Source organism: Frigoribacterium sp. MEB024 (genome assembly GCF_000878135.1).
GTDB lineage: Bacteria > Actinomycetota > Actinomycetes > Actinomycetales > Microbacteriaceae > Frigoribacterium.
Genome location: NZ_JXQZ01000026.1, coordinates 1 through 16,276, shown reverse-complemented (window position 1 = coordinate 16,276; position 16,276 = coordinate 1). Strand labels below are relative to the sequence as shown.

At 71.8% G+C, this 16,276-nt stretch carries 10 protein-coding genes; 5 read left to right on the top strand and 5 right to left on the bottom strand.

The features are described from left to right. Both SZ60_RS05955 and SZ60_RS05950 read right to left on the bottom strand, forming a co-directional pair. The coding region (locus SZ60_RS05955; RefSeq protein ID WP_043594559.1) for an APC family permease at window positions 1–2,008 on the bottom strand (2,008 nt) is incomplete at its 3' end. Window positions 2,009–2,120: 112 nt separating this feature from the next. Beyond that, entirely contained in the window at window positions 2,121–2,747 is a 627-nt protein-coding gene (locus SZ60_RS05950) for a YitT family protein (RefSeq protein ID WP_043594558.1), read from the bottom strand. 62 nt (window positions 2,748–2,809) lie between these two features. On the opposite strand from SZ60_RS05950, the gene SZ60_RS05945 reads away from it, so the two are divergent. The 5 genes from SZ60_RS05945 (at window position 2,810) to SZ60_RS05925 (ending at window position 12,071) form a co-directional block, all read left to right on the top strand. Next, the gene (locus tag SZ60_RS05945; protein WP_052505198.1) at window positions 2,810–4,264 is read left to right on the top strand and encodes a PLP-dependent aminotransferase family protein; all 1,455 of its coding nucleotides are present in this window, start codon (window positions 2,810–2,812) and stop codon (window positions 4,262–4,264) included. A 163-nt stretch (window positions 4,265–4,427) separates the two neighbouring features. Then, window positions 4,428–7,574, top strand: a complete 3,147-nt coding sequence (locus tag SZ60_RS05940) for an efflux RND transporter permease subunit (RefSeq protein WP_043594557.1) — start codon at window positions 4,428–4,430, stop codon at window positions 7,572–7,574. A gap of 746 nt (window positions 7,575–8,320) precedes the next feature. Beyond that, window positions 8,321–10,483 (top strand): DEAD/DEAH box helicase, encoded by a 2,163-nt coding sequence (locus SZ60_RS05935; RefSeq protein WP_043594555.1) that lies wholly within the window; start codon window positions 8,321–8,323, stop codon window positions 10,481–10,483. A gap of 296 nt (window positions 10,484–10,779) precedes the next feature. Continuing rightward, a complete protein-coding gene (locus SZ60_RS05930; protein ID WP_156155506.1) occupies window positions 10,780–11,421 on the top strand; it encodes a hypothetical protein in 642 nt (213 codons plus the stop codon). Beyond that, window positions 11,418–12,071, top strand: coding sequence for a hypothetical protein (locus tag SZ60_RS05925; protein ID WP_043594552.1), 654 nt, complete (start codon window positions 11,418–11,420; stop codon window positions 12,069–12,071). The genes SZ60_RS05930 and SZ60_RS05925 overlap by 4 nt, the downstream gene beginning before the upstream one ends. Before the next feature lie 101 nt (window positions 12,072–12,172). On the opposite strand, the gene SZ60_RS05920 is transcribed toward SZ60_RS05925, so the two are convergent. The 3 genes from SZ60_RS05920 to SZ60_RS05910 all read right to left on the bottom strand — a co-directional run bounded on the left by SZ60_RS05920 (window position 12,173) and on the right by SZ60_RS05910 (window position 16,181). After that, window positions 12,173–12,679: a DinB family protein gene (locus SZ60_RS05920; protein WP_043594550.1), complete on the bottom strand. Its 507-nt coding sequence runs from the start codon at window positions 12,677–12,679 to the stop codon at window positions 12,173–12,175. Window positions 12,680–12,860: 181 nt separating this feature from the next. Further along, a complete protein-coding gene (locus SZ60_RS16370) occupies window positions 12,861–13,361 on the bottom strand; it encodes a MarR family winged helix-turn-helix transcriptional regulator (RefSeq protein ID WP_052505197.1) in 501 nt (166 codons plus the stop codon). Window positions 13,362–13,739: 378 nt separating this feature from the next. Beyond that, window positions 13,740–16,181, bottom strand: coding sequence for a GNAT family N-acetyltransferase (locus SZ60_RS05910; protein ID WP_082059910.1), 2,442 nt, complete (start codon window positions 16,179–16,181; stop codon window positions 13,740–13,742). Between the last annotated feature and the right edge of the window lie 95 nt (window positions 16,182–16,276).

Genomic DNA, 16,276 nt, shown 5'->3' with positions numbered 1-16,276 from the left:
CGAGCACGCGGCGCGGCACCGGGCGCGGACGGATCGGCTCGCCACGACGGTCCTGGCCCGGGACCGGTCGTGAACGGCGGCCGTAGAGCACCTCGGACGAGTCGAGCAGCCACGGCACGAGCGAGATCGTCACACCGTGCACGAGCATGAGCTTCTGACGGATGCGGCGGCTCTTGTGGTTGTGCAGTGCGGCCTCCCACCAGTGGCCGACGATGTAGATGGGCGTGTAGACCGTCACGACCTCGCTGCCGTGCTCTTCACGGTGCGCCTTGATGTACTTGATCAACGGCATGCTGATGTCGCGGTACGGCGAGGCGACGATGCGCAGCGGCACGTCGATGTCCTGCTCGGCCCACTGTCGTTGCAGCAGCGCCGTGGCCTCGTCGTCGATGCCCACGTGGATCGCCTCGAGCGACTCGTGGCGTGCGGCGATGGCGTAGTCGAGGGCCTTCAGCACGGGTTTCTGCATGGTGCCGACCAGCACGATCGCGTGGTCGCCGTGCGAGCCGAACTGCGTCGTGGCGTCGGGTTCGATCTCGACGAGCACGTCGCGGTAGTAGCGGTTCACGCCGAGCATCAGCACGAACAGGATCGGCATGATGACGAACACCAGCCACGCGCCGTGCGTGAACTTCGTCACCGTCACGACGATCAGCACCGACGCGGTCAGGAGCGCACCGAATGCGTTGATGCCGCGGGCGCGGTACACGGCACCCCGGTCGGCGCATCCCTCGCGCAGCATGCGCGTCCAGTGCACGACCATGCCGGTCTGGCCGAGCGTGAACGAGACGAAGACGCCGATGATGTACAGCTGGATGAGCCCCGTGACGCTGGCCTGGTACACGAGCAGGATGGCGCAGGCCACGAGGGCCAGCACGATCACGCCGTTCGAGTAGATCAGTCGGTCGCCGCGCGTGTTGAGCGCCTTGGGGGCGTACTGGTCGCGGGCGAGGATCGAACCGAGCAGCGGGAACCCGTTGAACGCCGTGTTCGCCGCCAGCAGCAGCACCGCCGCCGTGCAGGCCTGGATCACGTAGAACGGGATGCCGAACAGTGCGCCGCCGAACACCGCGCTCGCGATCTGCGCGATGAGGCTGCGCTGCGGCGTGGTGGCACAGTCAACGAACCCTTGCAGGTCGCAGGCGTCCTCGGCGTAGTGCACCTTCGCGATCAGGGCGACGGCGACGAGGCCGGCGAACAGGACGATGGCGATGCTGCCCATCAGCACGAGGGTCTTCTGGGCGTTCTGCACCTTGGGGCGTCGGAACGCGGGCACGCCGTTCGCGATGGCCTCGACGCCGGTCAGGGCCGAGCAGCCGCTCGAGAACGCCCGGAGCAGCAACAGCACGAAGGCGGCCTGCGTGAGCTGGTCGGCCTGCACCGTGTACTCGGCGCTCTCGGCGACGGGCGGGTCGCCGAGGGCGGTGCGCACCAGCGCGATGACGATCATGACGAAGACGCTCGACACGAACAGGTAGGTGGGGATCGCGAAGGCCTTGCTCGACTCGCGCACGCCGCGCAGGTTGACGGCGGCCAGCAGGATGACGAAGAAGATCGCGAGCTCGACACGCACCGGCGCCAGTTCGGGCACGGCCGAGATGATGTTGTCGACGCCCGAGGCGACCGACACGGCCACCGTCATGACGTAGTCGACGAGCAGCGCCGAGGCGACCACGAGCCCGGCCTTCTCGCCGAGGTTCTTGTGGGCGACTTCGTAGTCGCCGCCGCCCGACGGGTACGCCTTGATCAACTGGCGGTACGAGGCGACCACGACCAGCAGCAGGACGACCACCGCGACGGCGACCCACGGTGCGAGCGTGAGGAACCCGAGGCCGCCGATCAGCAGGATCATCAGCAGCTCCTGCGGCGCGTACGCCACCGAGCTGAGCGGGTCGCTGGCGAAGATCGGCAGTGCGAGGTGCTTCGGCAGCAGCTGCCCCTCGAGCTTCTCCGAGGGCAGGGGTTCACCGATCAGCCAACGCTTCGGCGACCGGGTGTCGTTGGTCACGAGCGGCGACTCTACTCCCGTGCGAGGGCGTGTCAACTTCGCTCGCGGGCGGTTTATTCCCGGTCAGCGCGGGTCCGTCCGAACTGGTTCGTACCGGCCGTGGGCTTCGGGCTCAGGCGGACGAGGAGGCGCGGGCCGGCACCACGACGGAGGTCGCCACCCGCCGCCGGGCGAACAACGGCAACGTGATCGCCACGAGCGGGCCGATCAGCAGGGCCTCGGCCGCCGTGCCGATGCCGACCTGGCCGCCGAGCAGCCAGCCCACCGCGAGCACCGAGACCTCGATGGCGGTGCGGGCGACGCCCACCCGCCAACCCAGCCGGGCGTGCAGGCCGAGCATGAGGCCGTCACGCGGGCCCGGCCCGAAGTCGGCCCCGATGTAGAGACCGCTCGCGACGGCGAGCAACAGCAGGCCACCCGCGAAGGTCAGGCCCTGTGCCCACCACTCGGTCTGCTGCGGCAGGACGCGCAAGCCGAGGTCGGCGACCGGACCGATCATCAGGGTGTTGGCGATCGTGCCGAAGCGGGGTCGCTGGCGCAGGGGGATCCAGAGCAGCAGGACGACCAAGCTCGTGACGAACGTGACGGTGCCGAAGGTCAACCCGGTGTGCCGCACGAGGCCCTGAGAGAGCACGTCCCAGGGGGCGACGCCGATGCCGGCGCGGATCATGACGGCGATGGCGAAGCCGTAGGCGGTCAGGCCGACGAACAACTGCAGCAGGCGACACGAGAGGAGCATGAGGTCGATCCAAACGTCCGACTGGCCTGGTGGCAAGGGTCCAATCGGCCTAGGGTGGCCGCGTGACCAACCTCGACCACGGTGCCACCACCGTCTCGTCGCGAGCGCTCGGGGTGCTGCTCGACTCGTGGCGCGCCTCCTCGGCTCCCGGCTACCTGGCGCTCGCCGACCGCATCCGTTTGCTCGTGCTCGACGGGCGGCTGCCCGTCGGCACGCGCCTGCCGTCCGAACGCGACCTCTGTGCGCACCTCGGTGTCAGCCGGACGACCGTCGCCGCGGCGTATGCCGCCCTCCGCGACTCGGGCCACGTCGACAGCGTCCGCGGCAGCGGCAGCGTCGTCCGCCTGCCGGCTCGTGCCTCGGTGCCTCGCCCGACGACGACCGAGGGGCTGCTCGACCTGACGAAGGCGGCGCTGCCCGCGGTCGACGGCATCGCCGAGGCGGCGCAACGGGCGGCGGGGCGGCTCGGCGCGTATCTGGACGACCCGGGCTACGACCCGGTCGGGCGACCGGTGCTGCGCGAGGCGATCGCCGAACGGTACCGACGGCGGGGGCTCGAGACCAGTGCCGACCAGATCGTCGTGACCCTCGGGGCGCAGCACGCGATCGCGCTGCTCGCCCGCGTGCTGGTCTCGCGCGGTGACCGGGCCGTCGTCGAGGCACCCGGCTACCCACACGCCTTCGAGGCCCTCCGCGGCGCCGGCGCCCGCCTGGTGCCGGTCAGCGTCACCGTCGACGACGGCTGGGACGAAGCGGCGCTGATGCAGACCCTGCGGCGCACGAGCCCGCCGGTGGCCTACCTGATGCCCGACTTCCACAACCCCACGGGCGCGACGATGCCCGCCGACCAGCGGGTGCGCGTGCTCGAGGCGGCGGCCGCCGAGGGCACCGTGGTGATCGCCGACGAGACCATGGCCGAGATGGCCATCGACGGGGTGGAGCCGGGCTCGCGCGTCGAGCGGCCCCTGCCGATGGCCGCGTACGGACGGGCCGTCACGATCGGCTCGGTCGGCAAGTCGCTCTGGGGCGGTCTGCGCATCGGCTGGATACGCGCCGAACGCCCGCTCGTCGACCGGCTCGTGCGCGCCCGCTCGGCGGGCGACCTCGGCACTCCCGTGCTCGAGCAGCTGGTGGTCGCCGAGCTGCTCGGCGACTTCGACCGCGTGCTGGAGGCGCGGGCCGGCCACCTACGCCGAGGTCGCGACCGCGTCGTCCACGGCCTCCGCGAGGCGTTCCCGTCCTGGCAGGTGCCGTCGCCGGCGGGCGGGCTCACCACTTGGGTCGGCCTCGGAGCGCCGGTCAGCTCGCAGCTCACCCTCGCCGCCCGCCGAGAAGGGCTGCTGCTCGCCGCCGGGCCGGTGTTCGGGATCGACGGAGCGTTCGAACGGTTCCTGCGCGTGCCGTTCTCGTACGCCGACAGCGACACCGACCGCGCGCTCGCGGCCCTGCGCGCGGCGTGGGACGGGGTCGACGGGGTGCAGGCGCCGGCCTCGCCGCTGCTGGCCGAGGTGGTCTGAGCCGGGGCGTGCAGTCGGCTCGTCCCCATCACGGTGACCGGGCGGCGATCTGCACAGCATGTAAGGAAGCGCCGCCAGTTCCCAGAGAGGCTGGTGACAATGGAGGCGCGGTGCACGTCGTTCACCGCGCCTCCTCCGCTCTCCCTCTCACCACCGGAGCACCGTGCACCTGCTGTCCGTCTTCAGCCTGCGCAACCGCGCGCTGATCGCCCTCGTCACCATCGTCGTCGCCGTCTTCGGTGGCATCGCCCTCACCTCGCTCAAGCAAGAGCTCGCACCGAACGTGCAGTTCCCGCAGATCGCGATCGTCAGCTCGTACCCGGGTGCCACGCCCGAGGTCGTGAACGAGGACGTCTCGACCCCGATCGAGCAGGCCGTCCAGATCATCCCCGGCCTCGAGGGCACCTCGGCGACCTCGAGCACCTCGCAGAGCACGGTGTCGGCCGAGTTCACCTACGGCACCGACCTCGACTCGGCCGAGCAGAAGATCCAGTCGGCGATCAACCGGCTCTCGCTGCCCGACTCGGTCGACACCCAGGTCGTCACGGGCAGCCTCGACGACCTGCCGGTCATCCAGATCGCCGTCACCGGCTACGACTCGGCCGACTCGCAGGCCCTGGTCGACCGGCTGACCACCGTCACGGTGCCCGACCTGCAGAAGCTCGACGGCGTCCGCGAGGCGTCCATCTACGGCGACGCCGGCCAGCGCGTCACCATCTCGCCCGACCAGACGGCGCTCACCGCCGCGGGGCTGACGACCGCCGCCTTCCAGGACGCCCTCGACGCCAACGGCACGTTGATCCCCGGCGGCACCATCACGCAGGACGGCAAGACCCTGTCGATCCAGGCCGGGCAGCGGATCACCAGCGTCGACGAGATCCGCGCCCTGCCGCTGCTCGGCGGGACCTCGGCCACCACGATCGGCGACGTCGCCGACGTTCAGCTGACCGGTGCCCCCGTCACCTCGATCAGCCGCGTCGACGGGCAGGACGCCCTCACGGTCGCCATCACCAAGACCCTCGACGCCAACACCGTCGACGTGTCGCAGACCGTCCGCGACGCCATCCCGAGCCTCGCCTCCGACCTGGGTGACGGCGTGGAGCTCACGGTCGTGTTCGACCAGGCGCCGTTCATCCAGCAGTCGATCGACGCGCTCGCCGAAGAGGGGCTGCTCGGCCTCGTGTTCGCCGTGATCGTCATCCTGATCTTCCTGCTGTCGATCCGGTCGACCATCGTCACCGCGATCAGCATCCCGACGAGCGTGCTGATCACGTTCATCGGGCTGCAGGCGGCGGACTACACGTTGAACATCCTCACCCTGGGTGCGCTGACGATCGCCATCGGCCGCGTGGTCGACGACTCGATCGTCGTCATCGAGAACATCAAGCGGCACCTCACCGCGGGCGTCGACCGGCTCGAGGCGATCAAGGTCGGCGTGCGCGAGGTGGCGGGTGCCATCACCGCGTCGACGGTCACGACCGTCGTGGTGTTCCTGCCGCTGGCGTTCGTCGGCAACATCACCGGCGAGCTGTTCCGACCGTTCGCCCTGACGGTCACCATCGCGCTCGTCGCGTCGCTGTTCGTCGCGCTCACGATCGTGCCGGTGCTGGCGTACTGGTTCCTGCGGGCGCCGAAGGCCCACAAGCACGCTCCGGGAGGCGAGGCCGCCGCCGTCGAGGGGGCGACGACCGAGTCGTTGACGACCCGCGCCTCCGACCCGTCCGACACCCGGCCGCTCGACCGCCTGCGTCGCGCGTACGTCCCCGTGCTGCGGGGCACCCTGAAGCGCCCGGTCGTGACGATCCTCGTGGCGTTGCTGATCCTGGTGGGGACGGGCGCCGTCATCCCCTTCATGAAGACGAACTTCCTCGGGGCCAGCGGGCAGAACACCTTCACCGTCACGCAGACCCTGCCGCCCGCGTCGAGCCTGCAGACGCAGTCCGACGCCGCCGACCAGGTCGAGCAGGTGCTCGAGGGCGTCGACGGCATCGAGACGGTGCAGCTGACCATCGGTTCGAGCGGAACGTCGATCGCGAGCTTCCTGGGTGGCTCGGGCGACAGCACGGTGACCTACTCGATCACCACGGACGAGAGTGCCGACCAGGACGCCCTGCAGGCCGACGTCCGGTCGCAGCTGGACGACGTCACCGATGCGGGCGAGATCGAGGTGTCGGCGTCGAGCGGGTTCGGCACGAGCAACGACATCACCGTCGACGTCACGGCACCCGACCCCGACAGCCTGCAGACCGCGACGGATGCGGTGCTGACGAAGGTGCAGGGACTTCCCGGCACGGCCGAGGCCAGCTCGAACCTCCAGGCGGCCCAGCCGGTCATCGGCGTGCAGGTCGACCGCGCCGCCGCCGCGGCGCTCGGCTACAGCGAGGTCGCCGTGGGCGGCATCGTGTCGCAGGCGATCCAGCCCTTCCGGGTGGGATCGCTCGAGATCGACGACAGCTCGGTCGACGTCTACACGGTCGATCCGACACCGCCGACGACCCTCGACGAGCTGAAGGCCCTCGAGCTGCCGAGCCCGACCGGGCCCGTTCGGCTCGACTCCATCGCGACGGTCGAGCAGACGACCGGGCCGACGTCGGTCACGACGACCGACGCGGTGCGTTCGGCGACCGTGACGATCACGCCGTCGAGCGACGACCTGTCCGCCGCTGGCACCGAGGTGTCCGACGCCGTGGCCGCGGTCGAGCTGCCCGACGGGACCGACGCGACGATCGGCGGGGCGACGGCCGACCAGGCCAACGCGTTCTCGCAGCTCGGGCTCGCCGTGCTGATCGCGATCCTGATCGTCTACATCGTCATGGTGGCGACGTTCCGCAGCCTGATCCAGCCGTTGCTGCTGCTCGTGTCGATCCCGTTCGCGGCGACCGGGGCGATCCTGCTGCAGCTCGCCTCGGGCGTGCCGCTCGGTGTCGCGTCGCTGATCGGCGTGCTCATGTTGGTCGGCATCGTGGTCACCAACGCCATCGTGTTGATCGACCTGGTGAACCAGTACCGCGAGAAGGGGTTGCGCGTGCGTGAGGCGTTGCTCGAGGGGGCGTCGCGGCGGTTGCGGCCGATCCTCATGACGGCGGCGGCCACGATCTTCGCGCTCACCCCGATGGCGCTCGGCGTGACGGGGCACGGCGGCTTCATCTCGCAGCCGCTCGCCATCGTCGTGATCGGCGGGCTCGTGTCGTCCACCCTGCTGACGCTCGTGGTGCTGCCCGTCATCTACTACCTGTTCGAGCGCATCGGCGAACGCCGGGCCGACCGGCGGGCGGCGGAGGCTGCCGAGCAGGCTCCCACCCGGGTGTGACGACGGCCGGCGTGCCGCGTTCAGCCCTGGCTGTGCAATTCGCGACAACGGGCGGTCGACACGCCGCCCAGGGCAGGACCTGAGCGGCGTGTCAGCCCGGTCGTGTCGGGTTCGGTACGCCGGGATGCGGCCGGCGGGTCGGGTTCGGTACGCCGGGATGCGGCTGGCGGGTCGGGTTCGGTACGCCGGGATGCGGCTGGCGGGTCGGGTTCGGTACGCCGGGAGGCGGCCGGCGGGTCGGGTTCGGTACGCCGGCAGGCAGGTCGGGTTCGGTAAGCCGGGAGGCGGTCGGGTTCGGTACGCCGGCAGGCAGGTCGGGTTCTGCGCTGCGGCCGGGTGGTGCGCGAGGCACGTCGGGGGGTCGGCGCCGGGATGTGCCGGCAAAACGGGCGAGTCCGTGCCCGACGGGCTGACGCGCTGGCCCGTCGGGCACGAACTCGCCCGCTTCACCGCGTGACGTGGGCTCCGGTCGTCGATCGACCCGAGGAGGCGGGGCTTCCGGTTCGGGGGAGGCTCGGGTATCGTAGGTGGGTCGGCTCAAGACACCGCGCCTGTGGCGCGAGCACATCGGCACCTGCGGGTGCCGATCATGCACAGCTTTGAACAGCACGAGGGTTTGTAAGTCTTGTGGGCCGGATTCCCGTCGAGTCACGACGGGATGAATTCACGATTGTGAACGGTCCTGGTCAATGGCTGCCCGGGTATTTCTTCGCGTCATCTCTGACAAGCCCGGAAAGAACTCCTCCATGTCTCCTTACGACAACTCCCGCCCGCGCGCCGACCGCACCGCCGGTGCCCCCAAGGCCGGTTCGAAGAGCCCCAAGCACCGCGGCCACCGTGCCGACGAGGTCGGAGCCCCGGCCCCCAAGAAGCGCTGGGACGCCAGCGAGCGTGCCGACCGCGGACGCCGCGAGTTCGGCACCCGCGACGGTGGCGGCAACCGTGCCCCCGGCGCCGCCCGCTCCGAGGACCGACGCCCCAACTGGGAGCCCCGCGAGAAGCCGGCCGGCGGCAACCGCTTCGGCGACCGCGACTTCGACAGCCGCAACGGCGAGCGTGGCCGTGACGCCGCGCCCCGCTTCGGCCGTGACGGTGGCCGCGAGGCCGCGCGTGGCTACGGCCGCGACGGTGGCCGCGACGCCGCCCGTGGCTCGGACCGCGGACCCCGCTCGTGGGACCGTTCGGACCGCCCGGCTCGCGACGACCGCGCTCCCCGCGACGACCGCGGCGCCCGCAGCTACGACCGCAGCGACCGCCCGGCTCGCGATGATCGTGCCCCGCGTTCGTTCGACCGGAACGACCGTCCGGCTCGTGACGATCGTGCACCCCGCAGCTACGACCGCAGCGACCGTCCGGCTCGCGACGACCGCTCGCGTGACGGCCGCGCCCCGCGCAGCTTCGACCGCAGCGACCGGCCTGCTCGTGACGACCGCGCGCCCCGTTCGTACGGTGACCGTCCCGAGCGCGGTGGCCGCGCCTCCGGCGGTTTCGACCGCGACGCCCGTCCGGCACGCAGCTTCGACCGCAGCGACCGCCCCGCTCGCGACGACCGCGCCCCGCGCAGCTTCGACCGCAGCGACCGCAGTGACCGCCCGGCTCGCGTCGGCGACCGCTCGAGCGACTTCTACCCCAAGCGCGACGCGGCGACCCACTACTCGCCCGAGGACGACGTCAAGCTCGAGAAGCTCAAGGCCGAGGTCGTCACCGCGGCCGACGTCGAGGGCGTGAGCTTCGGCGACCTGGGCCTCGGCGACAACATCGAGCGTCAGCTGGCCTCGATGGGTGCCGCGGCTCCGTTCGCGATCCAGGCCGCGACGATCCCCGACGTGCTCGCCGGGCGTGACGTGCTCGGCCGTGGCCGCACGGGCTCGGGCAAGACGATCGCCTTCGGCGCCCCGCTGGTCGAGAAGCTGATGGAGAACAACGGCGCGAAGAACCGCAAGATGGGCCGCAAGCCCCGTGCGCTGATCCTCGCCCCGACCCGTGAGCTCGCGATGCAGATCGACCGCACCGTCCAGCCCATCGCCCGCTCGGTCGGCCTGTTCACCACGCAGGTCTACGGCGGCGTGCCCCAGCAGCGCCAGGTCGGTGCGCTCAACCGCGGCGTCGACATCGTGATCGGCACCCCCGGCCGCATCGAGGACCTCATCGACCAGGGTCGCCTCGACCTGAGCGAGGTCGTCGTGACCGTGCTCGACGAGGCCGACCACATGTGCGACCTCGGGTTCCTCGAGCCGGTGCAGCGCATCATCCGCGAGACCGCCACGGTCCGCCCCGACGGCGCCCGTGCCCAGAAGCTGCTCTTCAGCGCGACGCTCGACAAGGGCGTGGCGAAGCTCGTCGACGAGTTCCTGGTCGACCCGGCCGTGCACGAGGTCGCCGGCGAGGACCAGGCCAGCGCGACGATCGACCACCGCGTGCTCCTGATCGAGCAGCGTGACAAGACCGCGGTCATCGAGCAGCTCGCCTCGGGCGGCGGCAAGACCCTGGTCTTCGCCCGCACCCGCGCCTTCGCCGAGCAGCTCGCCGACCAGCTCGAGGACGCCGGCATCCGCTCGACGAGCCTGCACGGCGACCTGAACCAGGCCCGCCGCACGCGCAACCTCCAGCTGCTCACGAGCGGCAAGGTCAACGTGCTCGTCGCGACCGACGTCGCCGCCCGCGGCATCCACGTCGACGACATCGAGCTCGTCGTCCAGGCCGACATGCCCGACGAGTACAAGACCTACATGCACCGCTCGGGCCGCACCGGCCGCGCGGGCAAGGAGGGCACCGTCGTCACGCTCATCACGCGTCAGCGCCGCCGTCGCATGGAAGAGCTGCTCGACCGCGCCGAGATCGACGCCGAGATGATCGAGGTCCGCTCGGGCGACCGCCTGATCGACCAGCTCGCGGGCGTGCAGGCGTAGCGAGCGCTCCTCGGGGCGCGCACCGCGCCTCCTGGTCTCGAACCCCGTTCCGAACGACGAACCCCGCATCTCGGGGGTTCATCGTTCGGAACGGGGTTCTTCGTCGTGCGGCCAGCGGCAGCCGAGGAGGCGCGGTGCCGGCCGACGGCGGACGTCCCGTGAACGGGGACGCGGCTTGCAGGCCTCACGCCCCCTAGTCTCTCGATGTGCCTCCGACCCGTGACCGACCCGGCCTGCTGCGCATGCGCCTGGAGAACCGGTGGCGGTGGCACGTGGTCGACCTGTCGCTCGACGCGATGGCGGCCGACGCGGCGGTGGCCGAGCTGCGGCGGCGGAACGCAGGAACGTACGTCGGGCCGGTGCGGAGGGTCGTACGGTTCGCGCCGCTGCTCGCTTTCGCGCTGGTGGTCGTGGCGGGGACCGTGGGGATCACCTCCTTCCTGGAGGCGGCGATGCTGACCGAGCCCTTGGCGGAGGGGACCGTGAGTGTCGTGGGCGGGGTCGCCGTGCTCGTCGCCGCGGGACTCGCCACGTGGGGGGTCTGGGCGGTGACGACCCCCGACCTGCCGATGCCGGTCACGGTCCCCGGTGTCGTCGAGCTGGACGACGCCGTACTCGGGTGGGTCACCGACGAGACGCCCGCCCCGGACGTGTGGCGGCTCAACGAGGCGGTGTCGTCGTACACCGAGTTCGTCGAGGCTACGTGGACGGTCGAGGACCTCCTCCACGGGTACGTCGACGCCGACGGCGACGGCGAGCTGGAATTCGTCGGTGACCCGGCACTTCGGCTCGACTCACCGCTCGACGGCGGCGTGGACGCTCCGGCACTCGTCGCCCTCCGCTCGGCGATCCGCGACGCCGCCGAGGCGCTCCGGGCCGTCGCGGGACCGCTGGGATTCGAAGTCGATCGCGTACTGACGAGGGATGACGTGGCATGACGGCCTTCGTGAGCGTCGCCCGTGAAGGGCACGAGACGCACTACCTCGTGACCGATCCGTCCGTCCCTCTCGACGTCGCCACGGAGGTCGTGCGTCGCCGAGCGTTCGCCTCGAAGGATTCCGTCGTCGGGCGCGTGGTCCTCGGGGCAGGCATCGCGAGCGGGGTGGCCGCGGCCTGGTGGCTCGCGTGGCACGTGGCGGGCTGGCGGGAGCCACCTTCGTTCGTCGTTCCGGTGGCCGCCGGTGCATCAGCGGGCGCGGCCGTCTCGGCGGGCCTCCGTGCCCTCGCCCGATGGATCGGCGGGCTGGGAACGCGCGGACGGGTGCGTGCCGCGCACCGCTCACGAGCCGAGATGCCCGGCGTCCTCGAGTACGCGCCCGTCGAGGTGCGGCGGTGGGCGGAGTCCGTACCCGCCCCCGCGTCGGACGTCGTGGGCCTCGCGCGGGCATGGACGGCTGCCCGGTCGGCGGCCACGTCCGTGGAGTTGTGGCGTCGCGCCGCGTCTGACGGAAGCCAGCCGCATGCGGACGCCGTCGTCGGACCCGTGCTCGCCGCGGAGTACGAGGCGCGTCGGGCCGAGCTCGACGAACTGGCCGCGCGGCTCGGTTTCACGGTGCCGGCCGACTTCCCGCCGTCCCTCGAGGACTGAACCCGCGCCTCCTGCACTCGTGAGACCCCAGGGGGTCGCCGAGACACCCCCGCGCGACGAGGGGTCTCGGCGACTTCCGGGGGTCTCGGTGCGGCGGGCGGCTAGCGGCGGTCGAGCAGGCCGCGCACGTAGGAGGCCTGGCCGAGGTGCTGCACGCAGTCGTTCAGGATGCTGACGAGACGGGCGCCGGCCGTGACCGGAGGGTCCCAGGCCTCGTCGACCACGTCGTCGTACGAGGCGCCGTCGAGGTCGTCGAGGTAACCGCGCGTCCGCAGGGTGACGGCCTCGAGGTAGCCGATCAGCAGCTCGGCGTCGACCCGCACCGCGGCCACGTCGGCCGGGGACATGCCGTAGCCCATCTCGGCCGGCGAGAACGGCAGCGCGAACGACTCGGCCCAACCGTCGGCCGTCCAGACCTGGTCGGACGCGGCGAGGTCGGCGATCTGGACGTCCTGCCCGCGGGCGGTGTGCCAGACGAGCCAGGCGATCGTGTTCGCCTCGTCGTCCGGACGCCAGGCGAGGTCGTCGACCGAGAGGTCGGCGACCGCCCGCACGGCGATGGCGGGGAGGCGCGAGAAGGCTTCGACGAGGACGTCCGAGGGGGTCATCGGCCCACCCTACGACCGCTCGCGCGCGCCCGTGCGGGTCGCGCGGACCAGCCGGACGACATCGAACCACCGAAGCGGCGTCGAACCACCGGAGTGCGTGGTTCGATGCCACATCGGTGGTTCGACCCGGTGGTGGCGGCGTGGTGGCGGTGGCTGCGGCGGTGGCGGTGGCGGTGGTCGCTCAGGCGACGGCGTCGTCGCCGGCCGCCGCGCGCGTCAGCGAGTCGCCGATCGCCCGCATCGCCGCCGCGAGGAAGTCGAGGTGGTTCGGGTCGACCGCGTCGCGGAACGCCCGGCGGTAGAAGTCGTGGATCTGGTCGATCGCCTCGCGTCCGGCCGGGGCCAGTTCGAGCAGCACGCTACGCCGGTCGGAGGGGTGCGGCTGGCGCGAGATGTACCCGCCGCTCTCGAGCCGGTCGACCAGGCTGGTCGTCGCCCCGGTCGACAGCTCGAGGAACTCGGCGGCGCGCTTCGGGGTCGTGTCGTGGTCGGTGGCGATGAAGGTCAGGCAGCGGAGGTCGGTGGTGCCCATGCCGAAGTGGTCGGCGACGACCTTCTGCACGCGCTCGCCCTGTCGCTGCAGCGACGCGTACGCCGTGAGCACGAGGGTCACGTCGAGCTGGCCCTCGTCGTCGAGGGGCGGAGGGGAGCCGGCGGGCGGCTGGGGTGAGACGTCGGACATGGCGGGCTCTCTGCTGGCGGGACGGCGAGGCGAGGACGGAGCGAAGACGAGGAGGCGCGGCGACGGACGCCACGCAGGCCACGATACCTCGCCGAGTGAGTTGTTCGAGCTTCGAATCACCCGCCCGTGTGCAGCGAATGCCCAGCGTTCGTTCGTTGCCTTCCCCTTGCCAGGCGAGTATCTTCAAGACCAAGCAACTCGACGGCGGTATCGTCGCTCGAGCACCTCGACCCGCCGCCGATGGTTCTCCCCCTGTGATCGGCGGTGGCCCGCACGGCCCCTGGCCTGCGCGGATCGGGGTGGTGGTCGACCGTGAATCGACCGCCACCTCCTAGGGGCGGAGGCGGCCCGACCGCCCCCGCCCCGGGGCACCGCCCCCTACCTCGCGATCGGGTTCGTCAGCGTCCCGGCGAAGATCAGCGACGACGACTGCGCCGCGAGGTCGACCATCTGGCGCGTGTCGCGCAGCTGCAGCCGGTTGAGGCAGGAGTGGTCGAAGCGCGCCGCCCGCAGGTCGACCGACCCCGACAGGTCGGGGTGCTCGTCGGCGTGCCGCTCGACGCACTCGGCCACGAGTGCCCAGAACCGGGCCGAGGGCAGCACGCCGTCGCCGTCGAGGATCGCGGCCAGGTGTCGGAACACCCCGTCGAAGACGTCCGTGAACACCGCCAACGCCTTCTCGCGGTCGTCGACCGGGTGCACGGTCCGCCGCACCGCCTCGGGGACCTCGCGCGGGGCGACGACGACGATCTCCTCGCCGATGTCCTTCATGAACGCGGCCGTCGGCACGCACCCCTCGAGCACGAGGATGACGTTCTCGCCGTGCGGCATGAACGCCAGGTCGTGCGCCCGCAGGCAGTGCACCACCGGTCGGAGGTAGGCGTGCAGGTACGACCGCAGCCAGTCCTCCGCCGAGAGCCCCGAGGCCTTCACGAGGGCCGAGGCGAGCGCGTCGCCGGCACCGTCGCGGTGCAGCAGCGCCGCCATCGTGGCGAGCCGCCCACCCGGGCCGACCAGCGGCACCGGACTCTCGCGCCAGAGCGCGGCGATCATCTTCCGGTGCGGCGACGACGTCGTCGTCCGGTGGTACGCGTCACCGGTGTAGCCGACGGAGGCGCGCTCCCTCAGGACCCGGAACCGCGCCTCCTGCAGGGTCGCGTCGGTGTGCACGAGGTCGTGCACCCAGTCGTTGATCGCGGGCGTCGGCCTCATGTAGGCCGGCGAGAGACCGCGGACGAAGCCCATGTTCTGGATCGCCAGCGCCGTCTTGACGTAGTGCCGGTCGGGACGGCTGCGGTTCGCGAAGGTGCGGATCGACTGCTGCGCCTGGTACGTGTCGTCTCCCTCGCCGAGCAGCACGAGGTCGCGCCGGGCGACGTCGGGGGCGAATGAGATCGCGACGCGGTGCTGCCACTGCCACGGGTGGACCGGCAGGTAGTGGAACCCGGCCGGGTCGAGGCCCTTCGCGGCGAGGGTCGCGTCGAACCGGGCGACGGCCTCGGGGCCCAGTTCGGTCTGCCACAGCGACCGCTCGTCGAGTCCCGCACCGAGCGCCAGGTGGGTCGCCGAGCGCCGGGCGGCGAGCCAGACCAGTCGTACGGGCGCCGCGGCCTCGGGGGCGAACGCGTGGAACTCGTCGAGTCCGAGACCGATGCGCCCGGCGTTCGCGACGAAGCCCGGATGCCCCTCGGTCATCGCGGCCTCGACGGTCTGGAAGTCCGCGGTGGTCAACTGCTCGGCGGTCGGACCGCCCCGGTGACGCTTGTAGGCGGCGCTCGCCAGGGTCGACGAGACCTCCTCGAGGTAGGTGGCGAGCAGCGACTCGGGGATGCCGAGCAGGTCGTCCAGCTCGACGATCAACGCGAGGGCGTCGAGGGGCTCGGGGCGGCCGTCGACCGTGCGGGTGACCGTCGCCTCGTCGATCGCCCAGTGCTCGAGGGCCCGTCGGCGGGCCGTGAACCGGTAGTCGATCCGGTGGCCGTCGTGGTCGAGCGCGACCCGCCAAGGGCCGTCCGTCGCGGCGTCGTCCCCCGCTGCGGGGGTGGTCGCGGCATCGTCGGCCACTGGGGCGATCAGTCGTTCGTGCGCGAACTCGCTCAGCGCCTTGCTCACCAGGTGTCGATGAGCCCACTCCATCGGGCCGGGGGCGAGGTGCGCCGCGGCCCGGTCGTGTCGCGTCAGCACCGAGAGCCGCGCCGTCTTGTCGGGCAGCTCGACGTCGCCGAGTGCCCGGAACCCCACCTCGTCGTTCTTCGCCGCGATGCGGTCGTTGGTCACGTCGGGCTCGACGACGATGCGCCGGGCCTGCTCGATCTCGAAGACGAAGTCGACGACGCTCGCCATGACCGCGCTGGTCAGACCGTGCACCCGGTGCCCGCGCGGCGGGGCGACGAGCAGGTGCATGCCCACGTCCCCCGGCTCGGCGTCGTGCACCTCGGTGAGCAACACCCGGGCCGGGTCGTAGGTCTCGACGAAGAACGTCGGCTCGCCGTCGACCCGCCCGAGCCAGGCCTGCTGGTGCGGGTCGGCGTCGATCTCGGCCAGGTACGCGCGCACCTCGTCGGTGCTCAGGCCCGCCATCTGCCACGCGGCCGATGCCGGGTGCGCCAGCCAGCGGCGCAGGCAGACGGCGTAGGGGTCGGCCGCGAACGGCTCGATCGTGACGAGACCGCAGGAGGCGCGGCGCGAGAACGCCACGCCCGTCGCCCCCTCGTCGGTGCGGGACGGTGCTGCGGGTGCTGCGCGTGCCGCGGGTGCCGCGGGTGCCGCTGCCGGCACTGCTGCGGGCGCGAGCGCCTCGGTGTCGTGCGTGGTGCTCATCGGGTGACCCGCGCCTCCTCGGTCGGTGTCGGTTGGGGCGGGCGGCCGCCGGGCCGAACCCGACCGCCGACCATGTTTGGGGCGTGCAATTCCAG

What these genes read in the sequence shown, in the direction of transcription:
- SZ60_RS05910 (WP_082059910.1), bottom strand. Translation starts at nt 16,181, where the DNA reads ATGAGCACCACGCACGACACCGAGGCGCTCGCGCCCGCAGCAGTGCCG.
- SZ60_RS05950 (WP_043594558.1), bottom strand. Translation starts at nt 2,747, where the DNA reads ATGCTCCTCTCGTGTCGCCTGCTGCAGTTGTTCGTCGGCCTGACCGCC.
- SZ60_RS16370 (WP_052505197.1), bottom strand. Translation starts at nt 13,361, where the DNA reads ATGTCCGACGTCTCACCCCAGCCGCCCGCCGGCTCCCCTCCGCCCCTC.
- SZ60_RS05925 (WP_043594552.1), top strand. Translation starts at nt 11,418, where the DNA reads ATGACGGCCTTCGTGAGCGTCGCCCGTGAAGGGCACGAGACGCACTAC.
- SZ60_RS05920 (WP_043594550.1), bottom strand. Translation starts at nt 12,679, where the DNA reads ATGACCCCCTCGGACGTCCTCGTCGAAGCCTTCTCGCGCCTCCCCGCC.
- SZ60_RS05930 (WP_156155506.1), top strand. Translation starts at nt 10,780, where the DNA reads ATGGCGGCCGACGCGGCGGTGGCCGAGCTGCGGCGGCGGAACGCAGGA.
- SZ60_RS05935 (WP_043594555.1), top strand. Translation starts at nt 8,321, where the DNA reads ATGTCTCCTTACGACAACTCCCGCCCGCGCGCCGACCGCACCGCCGGT.